Origin of the sequence: Flavobacterium sp. (assembly GCF_043756175.1) — a bacterium.
In the GTDB taxonomy this organism is placed as follows: Bacteria; Bacteroidota; Bacteroidia; order Flavobacteriales; family Flavobacteriaceae; genus Flavobacterium.
On sequence record NZ_JAYURN010000138.1, the window covers coordinates 1 to 3,230 of the forward strand.

6 protein-coding genes are annotated in these 3,230 nt (G+C 28.2%); 2 read left to right on the top strand and 4 right to left on the bottom strand.

Going from position 1 to position 3,230, the window contains the following annotated elements; all coding sequences use genetic code 11:
• Positions 1-326: 326 nt before the first annotated feature.
• Together ACH2BP_RS10880 and ACH2BP_RS10885 are read right to left on the bottom strand one after the other, a co-directional pair.
• The gene (locus ACH2BP_RS10880; RefSeq protein ID WP_395059794.1) at positions 327-767 is read right to left on the bottom strand and encodes a KTSC domain-containing protein; all 441 of its coding nucleotides are present in this window, start codon (positions 765-767) and stop codon (positions 327-329) included.
• 150 nt (positions 768-917) lie between these two features.
• Positions 918-1,166, bottom strand: coding sequence for a hypothetical protein (locus ACH2BP_RS10885; protein ID WP_395059796.1), 249 nt, complete (start codon positions 1,164-1,166; stop codon positions 918-920).
• 94 nt (positions 1,167-1,260) lie between these two features.
• Between ACH2BP_RS10885 and ACH2BP_RS10890 the strand changes: the two genes are divergently transcribed.
• Positions 1,261-1,803, top strand: coding sequence for a hypothetical protein (locus tag ACH2BP_RS10890; protein ID WP_395059798.1), 543 nt, complete (start codon positions 1,261-1,263; stop codon positions 1,801-1,803).
• A gap of 154 nt (positions 1,804-1,957) precedes the next feature.
• Positions 1,958-2,179, top strand: a complete 222-nt coding sequence (locus tag ACH2BP_RS10895) for a hypothetical protein (RefSeq protein WP_395059800.1) — start codon at positions 1,958-1,960, stop codon at positions 2,177-2,179.
• A gap of 110 nt (positions 2,180-2,289) precedes the next feature.
• On the opposite strand, the gene ACH2BP_RS10900 is transcribed toward ACH2BP_RS10895, so the two are convergent.
• Complete coding sequence (locus ACH2BP_RS10900) at positions 2,290-3,003, bottom strand: GYF domain-containing protein (protein WP_395059802.1); 714 nt, start codon at positions 3,001-3,003, stop codon at positions 2,290-2,292.
• A 39-nt stretch (positions 3,004-3,042) separates the two neighbouring features.
• Positions 3,043-3,230: YqaE/Pmp3 family membrane protein (locus ACH2BP_RS10905; protein ID WP_395059804.1), on the bottom strand; the 188-nt coding region annotated here is incomplete at its 5' end.

Sequence of the window (3,230 nt, forward strand, 5' to 3'; positions counted from 1 at the left end):
ATGTCCATATTCATGGTTCTTAATTCTTTATGTAAACCAGCATTTATTGGGCTTGACTCCAATTTTAAATTTAATTCTTCTAATTCTTTGTGTAGTCCATCAAGCGTTTTTTTGGCTATTTTATATTGTGATTTATATAAACTACAAGGGTCGTCCATGGTTTGTTTTTTTAATTATTTTTTTAAGGTTGGCTAACTTACTTAAAATAAATTACATAAGCAATAATAATTTTATATAGTTGTGAAATTTTGTAAATAAATAGCTATATATTCAAACAAAAAAAGCACTCTGTTTAGGAGTGCTTCATGTATTTATTTTATAAAAATCTAATCTTGGTTTGTTGTTTTTCTCCAAGTAAAAGAGTTTAAAATATGTCTTTTTGCGAATCTTCCTGGTGAATCTGCGTTTACCATTTTAACATAAGTAGCTTTAGGAACACTTATATATTCGTAAACACTTCCGTTCGAAAAGCTGATTATTAATCTACCATCAACAAATTTATAATCTGAAATTGTAGACGAAGCTATGGTCTGTGTGTATTCAGGTAGGTTTAGCTTAATGGTTTCAGGATTGATGCTTACTAGAAAGTGGTAGGCTTCGATTATTTTTTTACTGTTTTCTTCAGCTTCTTTTAATCCTTCCTCATTACCCTGAAATTTATCAGGATGTGATTCTTTCATTGCATTTCTATAAATGGTTTTGAGATCTTTTAATTCTGCAGTTTTGTCTACATTTAACAATTTTCTGAATTCAACTATTTTTTTCATAAATAAGGTAACTACTTGTCTTTTAATAAGAAACTAATGTAATTTAGTTTCAAAATCGACAATTTTTTGCAAAGGTACACTTTTTTTTATGTTTTTAGTTATTGGCAAATAAAAAATCAAATTAGTTACTGATTTTCTAGATTAATACACTTACTGCTGTGGTTTATTATTTGCTTTATCAAAGTTTTTTGACTTTTTAGGATATTTGTTATAGCTAATGTCGCTAGGGTTTTCTATTACAGATTTTATGGTAATCCAATCCCCAATAACATGTTTGGCCTGCACCATTTTATAATCTAAAAGATATTCACCACAAAAAAAATTGTTTTTATCGTCCTTTTCTATAATGCCTGTAAAAACGCCTTTTTGCAACATTTTTTCTTCTGAAGCTTTTGTCATAATATTAATAATTTTTAAATAAATCTTAAAGTGCAAAGTTAAACAAATTATAGTAGTTTTAGAAAGTTCTTCACTTTCTGATTACCTTTGTTTTATGAAGATCAACTTTCGTCCTAATCCAAATTCGTTTAAAAATACCTTTTGTGTTTTCAAAGAGGAAGAAATACAAATCTTAGAAAAATTGACCGTTCAATACGAAAGTAAATCAGGAAGTAAATATTTTTACACCGAAAAAGGAATGTATCGATTGTCTAATCATTGGGGTAGATTGGCCAATAGCAAATGGAGATTAGAAGCATTTGCTATTGAAACACCTTCTAAAATTAAACTGGGTTTTGTCGCTTGGAATGAATTTTATCCTGATAATGCTACTGAAAAATTATATTATCTCGAAGCTAATTTTGCTAACAATACGATTAATTATCAACACAAATTTAATCCAAACTATGATAATAAAGCGGTGCTTCGCACTAGTTTTGAAACCTCAAAAAGGATTAAGCAAGCCAGAAATTTATTCAATTTAACATCTTGGGCTAAGTATTTTGAAAATGAGGATATAAATGACTTGAGAAAAAAAATAATTACCAATTTAATTTTCACCAATAAAACCCTGGATGAAATAAAAAGAGATTTATAATGGGACGTAACAACGAACGAAATATAAAAAAACACAACGATAAGTTGCATAAAGAACAGGATAAAGTCAAAAATGCTAAAATTCTTCGAAAAGAAAAATTAAAGCAGATTACTAAAAAATTCAATGATACTAAAATACCAGATAATCAATAGTTATGGAGAACGATAAATTCGCAGTTTTAAAAAACAATGTTCAAGAAATAATTGATTTAATTGCCAACAAGCAAAACAAAGCTGCAAATAATAAACTGGTTGAAGTAAGTAATTTACTTGATGAATTGCTCGACTTTTCAGACGAAGACGAAGATTTAATCGAAATAAGTAAGTACCAAGTTTTGTTAAATCAGTTGCATCAAAAAATCGCAGAATTGAATTAGGTGATAAATTTCCTTTAGGATTTTAGTTCTAAGTTACTGTTTACATTAGTATAATTTCTATCATTTATCTTGTGCAAATAATTTTGAATGATTGCGATTGATGTTAAAAATCACTTTATTTTCTCTAATTCTAATTTTAGCAAACTAGATTCCTTTTTTAATTTTTCAATTTCGCTATTATATAAATCAATCTCGTTTTCTAACGCGCTAATTTGCTCATTGCGATCGTCTGAAGTTCTCAATATCTTAAAACCATTAGCGTCTTCAAGTTTGGTTTTCGCATCATTCAACTTATTTAAATTGGTTTCGAGCAAAGTTTGAATTTCTAAAAGTCTGTTGTTTATGGTTTCCTTTCGTTCCTTCACCACTCTTTCGGCTTCTAATTGTTCTTGAAGTGCGAGCTGTGTTTTTTGCTCTTCAATTTCATTTTGTTGTTGTATGTATTGATAATTTCCAACTTCGGTTTTATGATTTCGTATTTCAAATTCATCACTTCTGTTTTCTTGAAATACATTAGAAACAATGGTAAAAATCGATATAATTAAAATTCCTAAAACTACAAAAAACGTGTTTTTTGACAATCCTAAAATTCTTTTTTTCCTTCCTTTTTTTTCTAATTTTATAGTAGAATTTGGCAAAGGATTAAAAGGAGGAGGAACTACAACAAAAATAGTTTCTAACGATTCTATTTCGCCAGCTGTTTTCCATTTCTCTAATCCTTCATGCCATACTGGCGTTGATTTTGTTATTTTTTTAGCTTTCAATTCTTCTAAATCAAATGGACCGCTACTTTCGGTTCCATCATGTAGAAAGTATTTTTTCATAGCGTAATATTTATATTTTATTTGAAGTAAAATCCAAATTTAATTAGTGTTCATTTTTTTTATGATTTTGTTCGTTATTCTATTTGCATACATTCGGTTTAATGCTGAATATACCCATATAAACGCTGGAATCCAACCAATAATTGTGAGTTGAAACAATAAACAAATTATTTCTGAAAAAATCTTGCCCTGAAGTATCAATGATAACCAAGGTAGAAAAAAGGCTA